Source organism: Sporofaciens musculi (assembly GCF_009830285.1).
Taxonomy (GTDB): domain Bacteria; phylum Bacillota; class Clostridia; order Lachnospirales; family Lachnospiraceae; genus Sporofaciens; species Sporofaciens musculi.
Genome location: NZ_WUQX01000001.1, coordinates 1,013,098 through 1,027,874 on the forward strand (window position 1 = coordinate 1,013,098; position 14,777 = coordinate 1,027,874).

General features: G+C 39.0%; 17 protein-coding genes. All 17 read left to right on the forward strand.

The features are described 5' to 3' along the window. Nucleotides 1–10 precede the first annotated feature (10 nt). The 17 genes from GN277_RS05035 to GN277_RS05105 all read left to right on the forward strand — a co-directional run bounded on the left by GN277_RS05035 (nucleotide 11) and on the right by GN277_RS05105 (nucleotide 14,745). Nucleotides 11–721, forward strand: a complete 711-nt coding sequence (locus tag GN277_RS05035; RefSeq protein WP_159750105.1) for a CpsD/CapB family tyrosine-protein kinase — start codon at nucleotides 11–13, stop codon at nucleotides 719–721. A gap of 18 nt (nucleotides 722–739) precedes the next feature. Continuing rightward, the gene (locus GN277_RS05040; protein WP_159750106.1) at nucleotides 740–1,420 is read left to right on the forward strand and encodes an immunoglobulin-like domain-containing protein; all 681 of its coding nucleotides are present in this window, start codon (nucleotides 740–742) and stop codon (nucleotides 1,418–1,420) included. A gap of 80 nt (nucleotides 1,421–1,500) precedes the next feature. Further along, nucleotides 1,501–2,952, forward strand: coding sequence for an LCP family protein (locus tag GN277_RS05045; RefSeq protein ID WP_159750107.1), 1,452 nt, complete (start codon nucleotides 1,501–1,503; stop codon nucleotides 2,950–2,952). A gap of 8 nt (nucleotides 2,953–2,960) precedes the next feature. Beyond that, complete coding sequence (locus GN277_RS30865; protein WP_280178595.1) at nucleotides 2,961–3,086, forward strand: hypothetical protein; 126 nt, start codon at nucleotides 2,961–2,963, stop codon at nucleotides 3,084–3,086. Then, the gene (locus GN277_RS05050; protein WP_159750108.1) at nucleotides 3,079–4,944 is read left to right on the forward strand and encodes a polysaccharide biosynthesis protein; all 1,866 of its coding nucleotides are present in this window, start codon (nucleotides 3,079–3,081) and stop codon (nucleotides 4,942–4,944) included. The genes GN277_RS30865 and GN277_RS05050 overlap by 8 nt, the downstream gene beginning before the upstream one ends. A 68-nt stretch (nucleotides 4,945–5,012) precedes the next feature. Further along, nucleotides 5,013–5,159 (forward strand): hypothetical protein, encoded by a 147-nt coding sequence (locus GN277_RS05055; RefSeq protein ID WP_159750109.1) that lies wholly within the window; start codon nucleotides 5,013–5,015, stop codon nucleotides 5,157–5,159. Between the two features lie 122 nt (nucleotides 5,160–5,281). Beyond that, nucleotides 5,282–5,788 carry an antiterminator LoaP gene (gene loaP / locus GN277_RS05060; RefSeq protein WP_159750110.1) on the forward strand — a complete coding sequence of 169 codons (507 nt, stop codon included), beginning with the start codon at nucleotides 5,282–5,284 and terminating at the stop codon, nucleotides 5,786–5,788. Between the two features lie 166 nt (nucleotides 5,789–5,954). Continuing rightward, a complete protein-coding gene (locus GN277_RS05065) occupies nucleotides 5,955–7,262 on the forward strand; it encodes a DegT/DnrJ/EryC1/StrS family aminotransferase (protein WP_159750111.1) in 1,308 nt (435 codons plus the stop codon). Between the two features lie 17 nt (nucleotides 7,263–7,279). Further along, the gene (locus GN277_RS05070; protein ID WP_280178596.1) at nucleotides 7,280–7,966 is read left to right on the forward strand and encodes a sugar transferase; all 687 of its coding nucleotides are present in this window, start codon (nucleotides 7,280–7,282) and stop codon (nucleotides 7,964–7,966) included. A gap of 2 nt (nucleotides 7,967–7,968) precedes the next feature. Beyond that, entirely contained in the window at nucleotides 7,969–8,652 is a 684-nt protein-coding gene (locus GN277_RS05075; protein WP_159750112.1) for an acetyltransferase, read from the forward strand. Nucleotides 8,653–8,663: 11 nt separating this feature from the next. Next, a complete protein-coding gene (locus tag GN277_RS05080) occupies nucleotides 8,664–9,608 on the forward strand; it encodes an ATP-grasp domain-containing protein (RefSeq protein WP_159750113.1) in 945 nt (314 codons plus the stop codon). Further along, complete coding sequence (locus GN277_RS05085) at nucleotides 9,608–10,231, forward strand: HAD family hydrolase (RefSeq protein ID WP_159750114.1); 624 nt, start codon at nucleotides 9,608–9,610, stop codon at nucleotides 10,229–10,231. Before GN277_RS05080 ends, GN277_RS05085 begins: the two co-directional genes overlap by 1 nt. Before the next feature lie 3 nt (nucleotides 10,232–10,234). Continuing rightward, nucleotides 10,235–11,374 (forward strand): glycosyltransferase, encoded by a 1,140-nt coding sequence (locus GN277_RS05090; protein ID WP_159750115.1) that lies wholly within the window; start codon nucleotides 10,235–10,237, stop codon nucleotides 11,372–11,374. Between the two features lie 34 nt (nucleotides 11,375–11,408). Then, nucleotides 11,409–12,071: a PIG-L deacetylase family protein gene (locus tag GN277_RS05095; protein ID WP_159750116.1), complete on the forward strand. Its 663-nt coding sequence runs from the start codon at nucleotides 11,409–11,411 to the stop codon at nucleotides 12,069–12,071. A 15-nt stretch (nucleotides 12,072–12,086) separates the two neighbouring features. After that, complete coding sequence (locus tag GN277_RS29340) at nucleotides 12,087–12,329, forward strand: hypothetical protein (RefSeq protein ID WP_204162702.1); 243 nt, start codon at nucleotides 12,087–12,089, stop codon at nucleotides 12,327–12,329. A gap of 107 nt (nucleotides 12,330–12,436) precedes the next feature. After that, nucleotides 12,437–13,219, forward strand: a complete 783-nt coding sequence (locus GN277_RS05100) for an ATP-grasp domain-containing protein (protein WP_204162703.1) — start codon at nucleotides 12,437–12,439, stop codon at nucleotides 13,217–13,219. 26 nt (nucleotides 13,220–13,245) lie between these two features. Next, a complete protein-coding gene (locus GN277_RS05105; protein WP_159750117.1) occupies nucleotides 13,246–14,745 on the forward strand; it encodes a BCCT family transporter in 1,500 nt (499 codons plus the stop codon). The last annotated feature ends 32 nt before the right edge of the window (nucleotides 14,746–14,777 follow it).

Genomic DNA, 14,777 nt, shown 5'->3' on the forward strand with positions numbered 1-14,777 from the left:
AGAGAAGAAGATGCAGGAAGTAATTTTAAAGAATGTTGAAAAAGACTATCGAAGTAATGAAGCATATAAGACTCTCCGAACAAACGTAGAATTTTCCGGTGCGGATAAGAAGGTAATCGTATTCTCCTCCTGTACACCGAGCGAAGGAAAGAGTACAGTGTCCCTGTCTCTTGCCATGTCGTTGGCGGAGGGTGATAAGAATGTCTTGTTTGTAGATGCCGATCTGCGAAAATCAGTGTTGGTAGGACGTCATCAGATTAAAGGCCAGATTAAAGGGCTTAGCCACTTTTTGTCAGGACAAGCTGATGCAAAGGATGTGATTGCCAAGACTCAGGCGAACGGCCTTTTTTGTGTGCTGGCGGGAGTGGTGCCGCCGAATCCGGCTGAGCTGTTAGGAAATCGTCGGTTTGAGGCATTCATTGAGGGCGCGAAGAAGGCATATGACTATGTGATTATTGATGCGCCGCCTGTTGGAAGCGTTATTGACAGTGCGATTATTGCCAAGTTCTGTGATGCATCTATACTTGTAATCGCAGCAAACACGATTAGTTATAAATTTGCGAAAAGCGTAAAAGATCAGTTGGAGAAGTCTGGCTGCCCAATTCTGGGTGTAGTACTTAACAAAGTAAATATGAAGCAGAATAAGTATTACGGCAAATATTATGGTAAGTACTATGGTGCATATTATGGAGAATATTATAAGAAAGACGACGATGAATAGGAATAGAGGGTTTGAGCGATGAAGCATCGGGGATTAGCGCTTGTGATGGCCGCGGCATGTGCGGTTTTGACAGTGATAGCAGCATTTATTTATCTTAGGCAGGATAATACGCCGCCGGAGATTAAGATTGAGGAAAGAGACATTACCTATACAGAGGGAGATGACCACGAGGCTCTGATGGACGGAGTGTCGGCAGAGGATAAAGTTGACGGTAATCTTACAGGAAAGGTATTTGTAAGTAAGATTGTCCTTACAAGTGATGATTCGGCTATCGTATATTATGGAGTTATGGATGAACATAAGAATATTGGGACTGCAAGAAGAAGAGTAACCTACAGAAGCGCCAATACACCTCAAGAGGGTCAGGTTGATGAGACCTCTGGAGAAGTAGCGGGAATGGAAGGTGAGGACGGTCAGATTCCATCGTCTGAAACGGCATTAGAGCCGGATGGCCCCAAACCGGTTATGGCGCTTACAACCGATCAGATGACGATTAAGGTTGGACAGACATTTGATCCCCTGAGCGTAGTGCAGGGAGCGGTCGATGATAAAGATGATATGAATACATTATATCAGAATATTCATGCAGATGGAACATATGATGTGAGGACAAAAGGAACATACGAGATTCGTTATTATGTGACTGACAGTGATGGGAATGCCTCAGAGCCCCATATATTCACTTTGACAGTCGAGTAGAAACAGATTATATATAAGTATTACGACAGACTCGAAGACCAGCTATATGTAATTTAATGGTCGGATAGAGGAGATAGTATATGGAGTATTACCTCACCAGGAGGAAAAGAGACAGTATAATCGGCAAGATGATATTTTTGCTGCAGTTGATTATTTCGGTAGGATTTGCCGCGATTCTGTGGAAGAGCGGCATGATACCGAGAGAATTTCTGGTGGTGACCGTGGTTGTACTGCTTGCAATACTTGGAGTAATCTTCATATTGCTTGGAGAGGCTTTTGGGTATCAGTTTGCAGGCAGGAAGGGCAATATCACAGGTGTTGTAATTAGCTTGCTGGTGAACCTGATTCTTGGAATTGGGATTATTTATCTGGCGAAAACAGATGCGGTTCTTAAGAATGTGGGCGGGGCAACCCATAAGACGGATAACATGATTGTTGTGGTTAGGAATGAGGACCCAGCAGAAGGTATTGAGGACGCAAAGAATTATCGTTTTGGATGTCAGACGGCGCTGGATCAGGATAACAATGCGCTGATGATAAAGGATATTGAATCAAAAGTCGGCAGAGAGATAAATCTGATTGAGTGCAAAACGCTCATAGATGAGGCGGAGGCGCTTTTGGATGGCCGGATTGAAGCGGCAATCTATAATGAAGCTTATGGAAGCGTGATAGAAGAAGCTTTGGAAGGTTACGCAGACCAGGTGAGAATTCTGTATCAATATGGAATTGAGACAGAGATTGAGATAGATGAGACAGATATCGAGAAATCGTTTAACATATATATTAGTGGAATTGATGTGGCTGGTTCCATCACAAAGAACAGCCGAAGCGACGTAAACATTATAATGACGGTGAATCCAAGTACAAAGAAGATTCTTTTGACGACGACACCGCGAGATTATTATGTACAGATTCCAGGGATATCCGGTGAGACAAGGGATAAGCTTACTCATGCCGGAATCTATGGTGTGGATAGGTCCATGGCAACCTTGGAGAACCTTTATGACATCGATATTTCATATTTTGCAAGAGTGAATTTCACTTCACTGATTACGATTGTGGATACTCTGGGAGGAGTGGATGTGGAATCCGAGTATGCATTCGAGGCAGGTGGTTATAGCTTTAAAAAGGGTATGAATCATCTGGACGGAGAACAGGCGCTTGCTTTTGCCAGAGAACGCTACAGTTTTAAGGATGGAGATAATCAGCGTGGAAAAAATCAGGAGGCTATTTTGAAGGGTATTTTGGATAGAATTATGTTTCCCGATATTCTTTTCCAGGCAAATGATATATTGAATAACGTTGCGGACTGTGTGGAGACTAACATGACGCGGGATGAGATGGCAAAGTTTATTAACATGCAGCTTTCAGAACGCGCTTCGTGGGAGATTGAGACAGCAGCAGCAACAGGAAACGGAGACAAGCAGGCATGTTTCTCGTCAGGTTCACAGTTATTGTATGTAATGTGGCCGGACGAAGCGGTTGTTTCAGATATTTCAAGAAGGATGAAAAAAATAGAGGGGGAGAACTAAGGATGATCATGAATGTAATTGATCCGCAGAGAGCTATTATTGCTGCCGGTATTGTAATCCTGGTGGGTGTTGTAATCTTTGTAGTAAGAAATAATAAGATGATTGGAAACAGGTTGAGAAGCAGATATGAATAAGATATGGGAAGGCAGAGGAGTGCCCTGGGTTCACCAAGCAATCCTAGTGGCATTTCTGGATGCGCTCTTTGTTGTGATATCTTATGGCGCGGCGCTTATCCTTCGGTTTGACTTTTCTTTTTCCTCTATTCCGGAGGCATACCGGAGTGGATATCTGTGGTCCATGCCTTTCTGGATTGCATCAACGATTGTAGTGTTTTATGCATTCCGACTTTATCACAGCATTTGGAGACTGGCAAGTATTTCAGAATTGCAGATGAGTATTGCTGCGTATATTGTATTACTGCCGGTATATGGCTTGGGAATTATCTTTATGCATCTTCGGATGCCAAAGGCATATTATTTCATGGGATTTATTATCAGCTTCTGTATGACGACTGCGCTGCGGTTCTCCTACCGAATGTTCCAGACATATTTCGGCAACCGAGAAGGGGCAGGAGATGAGGAACAGAACCGTATCATGGTAATTGGCGGTGGCGCGGCAGGGCAGACGTTAATCAGAGAACTGATTAACAGCAGAAGGCTGCATACGAAGGTATGTTGTGTGATTGATGATAACCCGAATAAGATAGGAAGAGTTCTGGAAGGGATTCCGATTGTAGGAAACCGAGACGATATTCTGACTATGGTTGACCGATATAAGATTAATCATATTATCTATGCGATTCCTGCAACGACTGGAAAAAACCAGAAAGAGATTCTGAATATATGTAAAGAGACTAAATGCAGACTTCAGACAGTACCGGGGGTATATCAACTGGTAAACGGCGAGGTCAGTGTCAGCAAGCTGCGGGATGTGGATATTGCTGATTTGCTTGGAAGGGCTCAGGTAAAGGTCAATAATGACGAGATATTCAGAGCAATCCGAAGACGGAAGGTGCTTGTTACCGGAGGCGGAGGCTCTATAGGCAGCGAGTTGTGCAGACAGATTGCTAAGGCAAAGCCCAAGCAGTTGATTATATTCGATATCTATGAGAATAATGCGTATGAGATTCAACAGGAGCTTAGACGGTCATATCCCCAGCTTGATTTGGTGGTATTGATTGGCTCAGTACGCAACAGTAATCGAATTAATCAGGTTATGCACACTTATAAGCCGGATATTGTATATCACGCGGCAGCTCATAAGCATGTGCCGTTGATGGAGGACAGCCCCAACGAAGCAATTAAGAATAATGTGTTAGGAACGTACAAGACAGCAATGGCAGCCGCAAAGGTAGGAGTGAAGAAATTTGTTCTGATTTCCACAGACAAAGCAGTAAATCCCACAAACATTATGGGAGCCTCCAAGCGGTTGTGTGAGATGGTTGTACAGATGATGAATCGTAAGACGGATACTGATTTCGTTGCAGTACGGTTCGGCAATGTTCTGGGGAGTAACGGAAGTGTAATTCCTCTCTTTAAGAAACAGATTGCAGAAGGCGGTCCTGTGACCGTCACAGACAAAGATATCATACGGTATTTCATGACGATTCCGGAAGCGGTAGCTTTGGTGCTGCAGGCCTCCTATTATGCAGAAGGCGGAGAGATTTTCGTACTGGATATGGGAGATCCGGTTAGAATCGACGATATGGCGAGAAACCTGATTCGATTGTCAGGGTATGAGCCGGATGTTGATATACCGATTGTATATACAGGTCTAAGACCTGGTGAGAAGCTGTTTGAGGAATTGCTTATGGATGAAGAAGGACTCAAGGATACAGCAAATGAGATGATTCATATAGGCCACCCCATTGAGATGGATGATGAGTGGTTTGAGGAGAAGTTAAAGCTGCTGGATAAGGTGAGCAGACAGGATTCTGCCAGGATTAAAGAGATTGTGGCGGAGGTTGTGCCGACTTATCATTATAAGAAATAAGAAGTAGAGTTTACAAAATCTTAAGGTTTCAAATCGTCGCCTTGCCGCGTTTGGAAAGTTGGGATGTTATGATTGTAGTATTGAAATCTGCCCAAATAGAGACAGAATGGCGAAGCATACCCTTTTTTGAATGGGTAAAGAAAGCGAAGGATGTCTTGGAGGGGGCAGTTTTTATTTTGCTTAGAAAGCAGCCGAACGGCAGATTTCAAAAGTAATCAGGTAGTAAAAGATTTAAATGAAGAAAGAAATTTAGGTATGATTAGATATGGTTAGATTAAATCAAAATCTAATTATATCTAATTGTATGTAAATAAGGCAAGGGGATAGGAGAATTACCATGTGGTATGTTGTGCAGGTGCGCACAGGCACAGAGGAGAGCATCCGGATTCAATGCGAAAAGCATATGTCCGAGGAAGTGCTTGAGCGCTGCTTTATCCCTTATTATGAAGAAGCGAAACGTATCCGTGGAAATTGGACTACTTTAGAAAAAGTCTTGTTTCCCGGATACGTTTTTATGATTACAGAAAAATTAGAGAGGCTTTATGAGCAGCTTCATAGTGTGATTGGACTTACTAAGCTTATTGGTACCGGACAGGAGATTGTGCCCCTTTGCGCGGAAGAAATTGCATTTATACAGGGAATTGGCGGAGAAAATCAGGTGGTGGAGATGTCAGAGGGTGTGATTGTAAAGTCGAATGTGAAGATTACGTCTGGACCGCTGATGGGAAAGGAAGGAATGATTAAGAAGATTGACCGTCATAAGAGGAAAGCATGGCTGGAGGTGCCTATGTTTGGAAGGGTACAGACTGTGCAAGTGGGAGTGGAGATTGTGGCGAAGGTGTGAGGGTGGAATATTTAGGATAGAAGGAAGGTATTGTGGGTTAGAGTGAATTATAACACGGAAACGAAATAAGAAGGGAAAACCTTCTTATTTTTATGGTTAGATTTATATAAAAATAGTGAGATACTGTTTGTTTCAAAAAGAAAATGGTAGAGGGCAGTGAGAGATTATGTATATTACTAAAAAACATAGATTTGAAAAATTTTTGGACAAAGTTTGGCTTTCCAGTCCGACAATGCATGGTGATGAGTTGAAGTATATCACAGAAGCATATGAGACAAATTGGATGTCTACAGTGGGAGAAAATATTAATGAGGTAGAAAGAGAAATTGCAAAAAAAGTTGGATGTGGTTATGCGGTAGCGTTATCCGTGGGTACAGCGGCTCTTCATTTAGCCGCAAAACTAGCAGGGATGAAAGTTTATGGACATCCAAAGCCAGGACACGGCTGTTTGGAAGGAAAAAAGGTCTTTTCAAGTGATATGACATTTTGTGCAACAATTAACCCCCTAGTATATGAAGGGGCTGAGCCAATTTTTATAGATTCAGAATATGATACTTGGAATATGGATCCAGTCGCTTTGAAAAAAGCATTTGAGATTTATCCGGATGTAAAAATTGTTGTTGTGGCACATCTGTATGGAACTCCCGGAAAGATTGATGAAATTAGAGAAATTTGTAAAACATATAAGGCATTGATTATAGAAGATGCCGCAGAATCTCTGGGTGCTACATATAAAGGAAAGGAAACAGGTACCTTTGGTGACTATAACTGTATTAGTTTTAATGGTAACAAAATAATATGTGGGTCGTCAGGAGGATGTTTTCTGACAGACAGCAAGGAAGACGCCGATAAGGTTAGAAAATGGTCGACACAGGCGAGGGAAAGGGCTTCTTGGTATCAGCATGAAGAAATAGGTTACAACTATCGGATGAGTAATGTCATCGCTGGGGTAGTCAGGGGACAGATTCCATACTTAGAGAAACATATTGCTCAAAAAAGAATAATTTACGAGAGATATAAGGAAGGGCTCAAGAATCTTCCAATTAGTATGAATCCTTTTGATGCGGAAAACAGTGTGCCTAACTATTGGTTAAGTTGCATAATTATAGATGAAGATGCCATGTGTAGACAGGTAAGGGGAGAAAGTGAGACATTATTTAATCCGGAGCATGGCAAAAGTTGTCCAACAGAAATATTAAATGCTATTAACAGTATTAATGCAGAAGGCAGGCCAATTTGGAAACCTATGCATATGCAGCCGATTTATATTGTAAATGGATATGTAACAAGGGAAGGCAATGGACGGGCAAGGACTGATATGTATATTTCAGGTAGTACAGTCAGCGAAGACGGAAAACCATTTGATATAGGAATGGATATATTTCATAGAGGATTATGCTTGCCCAGTGACAATAAGATGACAGCCGAACAACAGGATAGAATAATAGAGGTTATTAATGCCTGCTTTGAGTAAAAGTAGATGGTGGAAAAATGGAAAAAGACGATAAATTATATAGAAGATGTCAAATTTCCCATAGAAAGGGAATCTATGAAAGACATTTTAAGCGTCTACAGGATTTTATTTGTGCTTTATTAGCTGCGATAGTTTTATCGCCAGTTATGCTTATTACGGCAGTAATAGTAAAAGTGAAGCTAGGTTCACCGGTAATTTTTACACAGGATCGACCTGGGCTAAACGGAAAAATATTTAAAATATACAAATTTCGGACTATGACTGAGGCGAAAGACAAGAATGGAAACAGTCTGCCGGATGCTATGCGTATGACAAAGGTTGGAAAATTTTTGCGTTCAACTTCATTGGATGAACTTCCGGAAGTGTTCAATATAATAAAAGGCGATATGAGTGTGGTTGGTCCCAGGCCGTTACTTGTACAGTATCTAGTACGATATAACAGCTTTCAAATGCGTCGTCATGAGGTACGTCCCGGTATCACGGGATTAGCACAGGTGCATGGACGTAATGCAATTAGTTGGGAGGAAAAGTTCGATTGGGATATTAAGTATGTGGAAGATATTACTTTTTTAGGGGACTGGAAGATTATTTTCCAAACAATTATGACTGTTCTAAAGAAAGAAGGAATCAGTTCAGAGACTTCTGAAACAATGGAGGAGTTTTTTGGATCAGAAGTGTCTGAAACAATGGATGGGAAGGGTTAAGAATGAAGAAATTGGCGATTATTGGTGCCAGCGGTAATGGAAAAGTAGTAGCAGATATCGCGGTTAAGAATGGATATGAGGAGATAGTTTTTTTAGATGACAATGAAAATATTTATTGCTGTGGAGAGTATCCTGTAGTGGGGAAAAGTTCTGACGCAGAAAAACAGGATGCAGACATTATTGTTGGAATAGGTAATGCAGGTATTCGGAAACGTATACAGGAAACAATTAAAAACGCGAAAATTGCAACGCTTATCCATCCCAATGCTACGGTAGCAGATGACGTCATAATCGGTGAGGGAACAGTCGTTATGGCCGGAGTGGTTATTAATTCAGGTACAAGTATTGGAAAAGGCTGTATTATCAATACTTGTTCCTCCGTTGATCATGACTGTAGAGTAGGGGATTTTGTTCATATAGCGGTAGGCAGTCATTTGTGTGGAACGGTTACAGCAGAAACAGAAACCTGGATTGGCGCTGGAGTCACAGTAAGTAATAATGTGTCAATTTGCCGTAAATGTATCATTGGTGCCGGTGCAGTAGTAATAAAAAATGTAGAAGAATCAGGTACATATGTTGGAGTACCAGCCAGAAAGGTAAATATGGAAAGTAAAGCTGTAGAATTAGGGGGGTATTTCTCAACCCATAAAATAGAAAATATAATTCAATACGTCTGGGCAGCATAGGAGGAAGTAGCATGAAAATACTATTTACCAGTGTCGGCAGGCGTGTTGAACTTGTGCAAGCTTTTCACGAAGCTGCACAGAAAATAAATATTAAGTTAGAGATTTACGGCGCTGACACTGAAAAGTCTGCACCCGCTTTGGCATTCTGTAACCATTCAGTAATTGTGCCAAGAATTAAAAATAAAAAGTATATACCAGAATTAAAGAGAATATGTGAAGAAGATGGTATAGATGCGCTAATACCAACAATTGATACGGATTTAATGGCTTTGGCACAAAATAGAAATGCTTTTGGTAAGACCAAGGTAATCATTAGCAGTCTGGAGAAAGTTGCAATATGCAGAGATAAAAGGTTTACGGCAGAATATTTTACATCTATAGGGTTACACAGTCCTCGTCCAATTGATGATTGGAAAGTATACGATGCAGGATATCCGGCATTTATAAAGCCGAAGGATGGAAGTTCCAGCATTTTTGCTTATAAGGTTGAAAATATAGATGAATTAAAATTGTTTGCTGAGCAAGTACCTGATTATATTATTCAGCCGTATATTGATGGAACAGAATATACGGTTGATATTTTTTGCGATTTTACTGGAAATGCGGTATTTATTACTCCAAGAATCCGATTGGCAGTAAGATCGGGAGAGGTCCTTAAAACTCAGATAGAACAAGATCAACAGATTATTGATGAAATAAAGAAATTAATTAAAGATTATAAACCATGCGGACAAATCACTGTGCAGCTTATTCGAGAAAAAAAAACTGGGAAGGATTACTATATTGAAATTAATCCACGTTTTGGAGGGGGAGCACCGCTTAGCATGAAAGCTGGTGCGGATAGTGCAGAAGCTTTGCTGCGGTTATTAAATGGAGAGAAGCTAAGATATATAGATAATGCGGCAAAAGACGGAGTAGTATATAGCAGGTTTGATCAGAGTATACGGGTGAAGTGATGATTGAAGTAAGCAACATATTGGAAGTTGAAAAATATATAGATGATTTGGAGGCTGTTGTATTCGATTTGGATGACACCCTATACAGTGAAAGGCAATATGTTAGAAGCGGATATCGGAAAATTGCAGACTATTTTGGATGCCCAGAAATAGAGAATGAAATGTGGAATGTGTTTGAAGCAGGAGGTAAAGCAATAGATAATGTGTTGGAAAAACATGGTTTCTTAAGCAAAAAAAACGAGGCACTGCACATTTATCGCAGTCAAAAGCCAGATATAGTACTTTACCAAGGAGTGTCTGAGATGATAGAGCGTATTAAAAAGAATAAAAAGGTTGGGATTATTACAGATGGCCGGCCGGAGGGACAAAGGGCAAAGCTCAAAATGTTGGATATAGTAGTTGATAGAGTCATTGTTACGGATGAGCTTGGTGGTATTGAATTTAGAAAGCCAAATCCCAGAGGGTTTAGATTAATGATGAAAGAGTTGGAGGTAGATTTCTCAAAGGCTTGTTATGTCGGAGATAATATAAGTAAAGATTTTATTGCTCCTCAGAAACTTGGTATGCGATGTATTTGGTTTAGAAATAGGGATGGAATTTATAATTGGGGCGAGAGGAAGTAAGAAATGAAAAAAGTGCTTATGGTTGCTACAGTGGCATCTATGATAGGATCTTTTAACTTGGACAATTTGTCAATATTACAAAAAATGGGGTATGAGGTACATGTGGCTTGTAATTTTAAAGATAGGACTGTTTGGACAGATGAGAAAGTAAAAAAATTAGTTAAGCAGTTGAAGGATATGGGGGTAAAATATCATCAAATAGATTTTCATAGAAAGCCGTCACATATTTGCAGCATTGTAAAGGCATATAGGCAGTTGAATCTACTTGTGAAAAAAAACAAATTTCATTTTATACACTGTCACACGCCAGTTGGTGGATTAGTTGGAAGAATTGTAAGTCATAGAAATCATGTAAAGGTCATCTATACGGCGCATGGATTTCATTTTTTTAATGGGGCGCCTTTAAGAAATTGGTTACTATATTATCCTGTGGAAAAATTTTTATCAAGATGGACCGATATATTAGTAACAATAAATTCTGAAGATTATATGAGAGCAAAAGCAAAATTTAAGGCTAGGAAAACATACCATATTCATGGTGTTGGAATTGAGTTGGAACAGTTTAAGACCAGTGATATGAATCGTGAAACAAAACGTAAAGAATTAGGATTATCTGTAGATAATACAATGCTTTTTTCGATAGGAGAGCTTGATAAGGAAAAAAATCATATTTTAGTTATTCAAGCTATGAAAGAGCTTTCTAAAGAAGGGTGTAAATATTATATAGCAGGAAAGGGGAAATTGCTTGACGAATTAAAGCAGATTACGGAATCAGAAAAATTGACAGATAGTGTTATATTCCTTGGATACAGGCAAGATATTACAGATTTGCTTAAGGCATCGGATGTTTTTGTGTTCCCCTCTTTGTTTGAAGGACTATCGGTTGCATTAATGGAAGCTGTTGCGGCAAAATTGCCAATTGCATGTTCTAATGTCAGAGGTAATACTGATACAGTTGTTACACCATTAAGCTATTTTGATAAAAACTCAGTGGGAGAGTTAGTGCACGTAATTAGACAGATCATGAATTCAGATATGAATAATATGACGGAAGAAAATTATGCTAATCTAATGAAATATCAATTAGCGAATGTAAGGAAAGAAATGCTCGAAATATATAAGTTAGCAGGTTGTTTTATATAAAGTGTCAACAAAGAATAAAGAGGAGTAGAACAAGATGAAAATACTAGCAGTAGGTGCGCATTTAGACGATATTGAGATTGCATGTGGAGGTACGCTTGCCAAAGCGATTGAGAATGGGCATCAAGTGAAAGCATTGATTATGAGCAAATCAGGATATACAGATAAGGAAGGACAGATTCAAAGAGAGGATGAAGTGGCTGTCATAGAGGGGACAAATGCGTTACATGCACTTGGAATTTCGGATATTGATGTGCTTGATTTCCCCACAAAAGATATTCCTTTTCAGTCAGAAGTAGTGAATACGATTGATGTTTGTATGAGTAAATATAATCCGGATATTATTTTTACACATCATCCATTTGATACGCATCAAGCACATGTTGGAGTAAGTAATGCAACAATAGCAGCAGCAAGACGGAAAAATACCGTCTTTTTTTATGAGCCAATAACACCATCTGGAAGGTCTTACGTAGCTTTTCGTCCACAATTATATATAGATATAGAAAGTACGATAGAAAAAAAGATTGCCTCGCTTCGTGAACATAAGTCGGAATATAGTAAATTCGGTGCAGAGGATTGGATAACGGGGGTTCATAGTAGATGCGGGTTCAGGGGTTATGAAATAGGGAAAAAGTATGCTGAAGCTTTTGAGGTACTTCGCATTGAAATGAGTTTTAAACAAGGGCTTCTTTTGTAAATGAAGGGGGAAAAAATGAATTGTGAATTAAGAGATTATGATTTTGTAATTTTTGCGTTAGATCATTATAATCCGTTAGGCGTTGTACGAAGTTTGGGGGAAAGTGGTATTGCTGCTACAGTAATAGCAGAAAAGAGTAAGACCGATATTTCTTCATACAGCAAATATATAAAAGAGTATATTCGCGTTGAGACTGCAGAAGAAGGATATAAATATTTAATGAACAAGTACTCAGAAGAAAAAAAAAAGTCTTTCTGATTACATGTGATGATAGAACCATTGAATTTTTGGATCAACGATATGATGAGTGGAATAACAGATTTATCGGGTTTAATGCTGGGAAATCAGGGAAAATATCAGAATATATGAATAAATATAAAGTTCTTGAACTTGCAAAGAAGTATGGATTAAAAACCCTTGATACGGTTTGTGTAAAAAAGAATGTAATTCCTAAAGGGATAGAATATCCAGTTATAACAAAATCTATTTCTCCTGTTGAGGGGGGATGGAAAGCGGATGTCCATATTTGTCATTCGGAAAATGAGTTAAAAATTGCATATGAAAAAATCAAAGCATCAACAGTTATTCTCCAAAAATATATTGAGAAAAAAAATGAATATTGCGTAGATGGTTTTTGTGCTGATAGAGGCAGGATCATGTTTAATGCGATTGAATCGACATATAATTATTTGATACCTGGATATTACAGTCCATATATGACAGTTAAGAAGTTTAATAATCCCGATCTTAGAGAAGCAATGGAAGGTATAATGAAAGAAATCGAATTTGAAGGTATTTATTCTATTGAATTTCTTATCGATCAGGACGATACGTATTATTTTAGTGAAATTAATTTTAGAAATTCGACATGGAGTTATGCCGCTACATGTGCAGGGATGAATCTTCCAGTTTTATGGGCGAAAGCAATGGTATCAGGGAAGTTAGAAACAGCAGAGGAAGATATTTGGGTAGAAGATTTTATGGCAATGGTAGAACCGATTGATTATGGTAAAAGGGTAAAACCAAAAGAGATTGGATTGGGTGAGTGGTTAATAGATTTTAAGGAAGCTAAATGTGCTTTTTACTATAATAAAGAAGACCCTGAGCCATTTATTCATATGTGCAAAAATTGGGAAAAATTCAGTTGAAAGTAAAGTTTACTGGAGTAGATTAAATGGGAAGATTAGATTTAAGACGATTTTTACCAACAGTTATGGTTATACTTATAGTATTAATTATGGTTGCGACAAATTTATCTAATGTACAGTCGTTGGTAGATTCGATTTATACCTTTATGTCTGGGCAGTTTGGCTGGCTTTTTATATTAGCAAATCTGTCTGCTTTTTTATTTTCATTATGGATTATATTCAGTCCCAAGGGGAAGATTAGGCTTGGCGGAGAAAAGTGTAAACCTGCTTTTAATATTTTTTCGTGGATTGCAATGATGTTTACAACAAGCTGTAGTGCGGGCTTAATTGTATTTGGATTTATTGAAGCTATAATTTATGCATCTGCCCCTCCATTCCAAATTGAACCATTTTCAGTACAGGCATACGAATACGCCGAGATGTATTCCCATTATCACTGGGGATTCAATGCATGGACATTGTATGTACCTGCCTCGATAGCGATTGGCTATGCTCTTTATAATAAAAGACAAAGCAGTATAAGTATTAGTGATGCATGTGAACCAATTCTCGGAAAACACAGCAGGGGTACCTCAGGAGTGGTGGTTGATGTTTTGGGAGTGTTTGGAGCAGTAGTTGCTCCGGTGACATCAATGGGATTGGGGATGCCATTACTCACATTATTATTTCAAGAGATTTTTAGTATTGGAGAAGAATATAAAGCATTTCTTCAGATTATAATACTTTTCATATGGATTTTAATTTTTGGAACAAGTACTTATTTAGGATTGAGCAAAGGAATCAAAAATTTAAGTAATATTAATATATTACTTGCTTTTATATTCATGCTTTTTGTTGGTGGTTTAAGTGGAATTCTGTACGTTGTTAAAGCAGAGATTAATACTTTGGGGCTTTATATACAAAACTTTATCCGCATGGCAACATTTACGGATCCATATGGCGATGGAAGTTTCGTGAGTTCCTGGACAGTATGGTATTGGGCATGGTTGATTGTATACATGCCTTTAATGGGCGTATTCAATGCAAGAATTTCAAAAGGAAGAACTCTGAGAGAATTGGCTGTTGGACAGATGGTATTTTGTAGCCTGGGGTGTTGGGTTGCAATGTCTATGCTTGGAAATCATGCAATTAAATTACAACAGTCAGGGGTAGATGTAGCAAAAATTCTTAATTATGAAGGGCAACCCGAAGGAATATTACTCATTTTACAAAATATGCCTATGCCTAAATTAATGATGGCTATAGTTGCAATATTATGCTTTATGTTTATGGCAACAACGGTAGATTCCAGTTCATTTGTTGCGGCAGAGATTACGACAAAACATGAAACAGAAGATGACCAGGCACCAAGATGGATAAGGGTGTTTTGGGCGGCAATAGCATGTATTATTACATTCGTATTGTTACAAGTTGGCGGATTTAATGCTGTACAGGTTCTTGCTATACTGATTGGACTACCACTGGCTATAGTCATGTTCATCGTTATTATTTCTGCAATAAAGTTGGTTTCAAGCGAATCTTTATAGTGGCAGAGATTAGAGGCAGTAGTTATTAGTTT